Origin of the sequence: Pseudomonas sp. HMWF006 (assembly GCF_003061205.1) — a bacterium.
GTDB lineage: Bacteria > Pseudomonadota > Gammaproteobacteria > Pseudomonadales > Pseudomonadaceae > Aquipseudomonas > Aquipseudomonas monsensis.
Genome location: NZ_QAIU01000360.1, coordinates 9,026 through 12,114 on the forward strand (window position 1 = coordinate 9,026; position 3,089 = coordinate 12,114).

Genomic DNA, 3,089 nt, shown 5'->3' on the forward strand with positions numbered 1-3,089 from the left:
ACCGCGATCGGTACGCACATCAAGGCTGATCATCCGCAGCTGAAATTTGCCGAGCCAAAACAGGGTGGGTTTGATTTCAACTGGGCGCTGGATACCAAGGGCGATATCAGTAAGGTTGCCACTGAGGTGAGTGACCCGCAGTCCGGTCGCGTTCTGCAGCTGTTCACCACGGAACCTGGCGTGCAGTTCTACACCAGTAACTTCCTCGACGGCACGGTCAAGGGCAAGGGTGGCAAGGTCTATCCGCACTGGGGCGCGTTTACCCTGGAGACACAGCACTATCCGGATTCGCCGAATCAGCCGAATTTCCCGAGTACTCGGCTTGATCCGGGGCAGGCTTATAAGCAGAGCGTGGTGCTGAAGTTCTCCGCTAAATAACCTCCAACGCTGATCGTTCCCACGCAGAGCGTGGGAACGCTCGATGGATTACAGCCCCACACGCTCCAATCCCTGGCGCATGCCTTGATCCGCCTGCGCGCACCATTGCTTGAGCGTCAGACTCGGCGGCAGATTGGCCTCCAGGCTTTTGTATTCACCATCGGCAAACACCTCACCCTTACGACCATGGGCCTCATTCTTGTCGCCATCGCTTTTGTCCATCTGACCTGGAACACCGGCAACATACGCCACCATTTTATTGGCGTTCACTGTGCTTTCAGCTTTCAGGAAGCCCTTGTCCACGCAATGGTTAATCAGCCCGGACATGTTGCGCCCAGTGTCGTACATCCCTTTCAACGTAGCGGCATCCAGCTCTTCTGCGTGAGCGACATTGACAGTGCCGATAGCGGCGATCAGTGCGAGGATCAAAGCGGTGTTCTTCATGTTTATTCCTTTAATGGATGAAGCCAGGTTGTTTACTTGCGGTATTCATGAGGGCGAACGAAGAGCTCACCCTCGCGAATTCAACTGACCACCGCTCCTTTCGGGCCACTGGCAATCAGCGCGGCCCCGCAGGCGGTCTTCATGCCGTCCAGCGCGATGGGCGTGCCATCGACGGTGTAGGTGCTGCTACCTTCGGTTATCGGAAAAATGCCTTTGCACAGAGGACAGCTGACTTTGTGACCAAGCCCGGCGATGGGCTTGCCGTTGAGGTCGGTTCGGGAGAAGGCTTCGAGCACCTTGCCACCATGGGTAGTGGAGTCGCCCAAGCGAATGGCGTCTTTCATGTTGTCACTCCTTTGACCAAGTTACTCAGGCATCCAAATGTCTTCTTACCAATGGGTATCGGTGATGAATTTTTCGCCAGTTGAAAATCACGCTGGTTGATCGCAATGACAAACTGCTTGACCTTCACGAAGGCTCGCAATCCGTAAGCAAGCCGCGCGGAATTCACTGGTGATTGCAACTGCGTCAACCTTTCACATTCAAATTGGCTTGATAGCCGACCAAAGCACGCTTTCCAAAGGCGTAAAATTTACTCCTTTAATATCTTTTGCAAGCTCTTTGAATATGCGCGAGCAAATAAGTGTATTACTTCCTGAAATCAACCCCTTGAATTTGAACAGATCACGCTTGAAGTCGGGAGGTAATACCAATTTTTTGAACCTGAAAATCAACCCATCCTCTTCTATGAAAGTAGAAGCAGGATCAGTCTCCGAGCGCGCATCCAACTCTTCAAAAAGTACGGCATTGTAGCTTTTTGATGAAATAGTTTCCCCACCTTTGGAAACCACTTGAATAGGCACAGCGTCAGTAACACCTACGTCCAGCTCGCTACAAACAGACATGAAATCATCACTGACTATGTAGAAACGCGCCACACTGCGTATATCGAAATCATAGAACTTATCTTTAGAAATAAGCACCATACCTTCTGGATAGGGCGTGTGTGTTTTGTAATGGATTTTCTCCGCATACCAAGGAAAAAAGCCATGCTCGACACCTTTGGTATCTGAGTAAAATTTATCGTAGAGATCTGCCTGTAAGAAGCCAGCCGGGCAACCAGGCTCTTCCTTTTGAGAAAGCACGTAATATTCCATAAACCCTTCTCCTTGCTTATCTAAGTCGGCGTTGTTTTGTGCCAGGCACCGAAAGGCTTGCTCTTAATCTTGTCTGTATCGCGGATATCTGAGTTCGCGCCTGTGCTTCGTCGATGACACCAGCCTCATATTTGCTTTTGACGGTCGTTACCATGTTGTTAACCATCGGGCTATAGACCTTACCCTGCGATCCGCAATGGTAAAAAACGCGCTTGGTTTTCTTAGCCTGATCCGCACTGTCGGGCATCAACAAACCGTTTTCTTTCTTATCCCGCTCTCCACCCATCCCTATATCTGAGAAGAAACTGGCTTGCCGTCCCCATACTTCCTCGGGGATGAGCGCCTGCATTTTGTCATGAGTAACGATCTACGTGGCCTGCAGAGACTTAGCGGCTAGAAAACAGGCAAAGCACTGCGCAACTTCTTGCGCACTTGTACGGGTAGAGGAATAAAGAAAGAGAGCGAAATGCAAAATACAGGCTGCGAGCTCTTGCTTTTGAACCCCATGGAACCCCTGCGCTATCCTGCTGCCCACTAAGGTATCGACCATCAGCACAGGAGGTTGGCATGCGTACCCTCGAACTCGCAGGCGTGCAGGTTCCAGTGATTGGCCAGGGCACCTGGCACATGGGCGAAGACCGTGCAGCGCACACGCGTGAAGTGGCTGCGTTGCGCCAAGGTATCGAACTGGGCATGACCCTGATCGACACCGCAGAAATGTACGCCGAGGGCGGTGCCGAAGCAGTCGTCGGCCAAGCCATCGCCGGCCTGCGCGACCGGGTATTTCTGGTCAGCAAGGTCTACCCGCACAACGCCAGTCGCACAGGCATCCCCCAGGCGTGCGAGCGCAGCCTGCGGCGGCTCGGCACCGATTACATCGACCTCTATCTGCTGCATTGGCGCGGCCAGTACCCACTGGAAGAAACCGTCGAAGCCTTCGAACGTCTGCGCGCGGACGGCAAGATCGGCCGTTGGGGCGTGTCGAATTTCGATGTCGACGACCTCGAAGAACTGTCCAGTTCGGCCTGCGCCACCAATCAGGTGCTGTACAACCTCGAAGAACGCGGCATCGAATTCGACCTGCTGCCGTGGTCACAGCAACAGCGCCTG

At 53.0% G+C, this 3,089-nt stretch carries 5 protein-coding genes and 1 pseudogene; 2 read left to right on the forward strand and 4 right to left on the reverse strand.

Annotation, left to right across the window (positions count from 1 at the left end):
* Positions 1-378: pseudogene (locus DBR24_RS32225) on the forward strand (galactose-1-epimerase); the annotation flags it as partial.
* Positions 379-426: 48 nt separating this feature from the next.
* Here the strand turns inward: DBR24_RS32225 and DBR24_RS14820 are convergent.
* From DBR24_RS14820 to DBR24_RS14835, 4 genes are all read right to left on the reverse strand, one after another.
* Positions 427-822, reverse strand: a complete 396-nt coding sequence (locus tag DBR24_RS14820) for a hypothetical protein (protein ID WP_123462278.1) — start codon at positions 820-822, stop codon at positions 427-429.
* An 80-nt stretch (positions 823-902) separates the two neighbouring features.
* The gene (locus tag DBR24_RS14825; protein ID WP_128615138.1) at positions 903-1,166 is read right to left on the reverse strand and encodes a PAAR domain-containing protein; all 264 of its coding nucleotides are present in this window, start codon (positions 1,164-1,166) and stop codon (positions 903-905) included.
* 198 nt (positions 1,167-1,364) lie between these two features.
* On the reverse strand, positions 1,365-1,979 hold the full coding sequence (locus tag DBR24_RS14830) for an Imm43 family immunity protein (RefSeq protein WP_123462274.1): 615 nt from the start codon (positions 1,977-1,979) through the stop codon (positions 1,365-1,367).
* A gap of 16 nt (positions 1,980-1,995) precedes the next feature.
* Entirely contained in the window at positions 1,996-2,328 is a 333-nt protein-coding gene (locus DBR24_RS14835; protein ID WP_128615139.1) for a hypothetical protein, read from the reverse strand.
* Positions 2,329-2,546: 218 nt separating this feature from the next.
* Between DBR24_RS14835 and DBR24_RS14840 the strand changes: the two genes are divergently transcribed.
* The coding region (locus DBR24_RS14840; protein ID WP_256591490.1) for an aldo/keto reductase at positions 2,547-3,089 on the forward strand (543 nt) is incomplete at its 3' end.

Excerpts from the sequence above, each read along its gene's own strand:
- DBR24_RS14825 (WP_128615138.1), bottom strand. The coding sequence starts at position 1,166 with ATGAAAGACGCCATTCGCTTGGGCGACTCCACTACCCATGGTGGCAAG.
- DBR24_RS14835 (WP_128615139.1), bottom strand. The coding sequence starts at position 2,328 with ATGCAGGCGCTCATCCCCGAGGAAGTATGGGGACGGCAAGCCAGTTTC.
- DBR24_RS14820 (WP_123462278.1), bottom strand. The coding sequence starts at position 822 with ATGAAGAACACCGCTTTGATCCTCGCACTGATCGCCGCTATCGGCACT.
- DBR24_RS14830 (WP_123462274.1), bottom strand. The coding sequence starts at position 1,979 with ATGGAATATTACGTGCTTTCTCAAAAGGAAGAGCCTGGTTGCCCGGCT.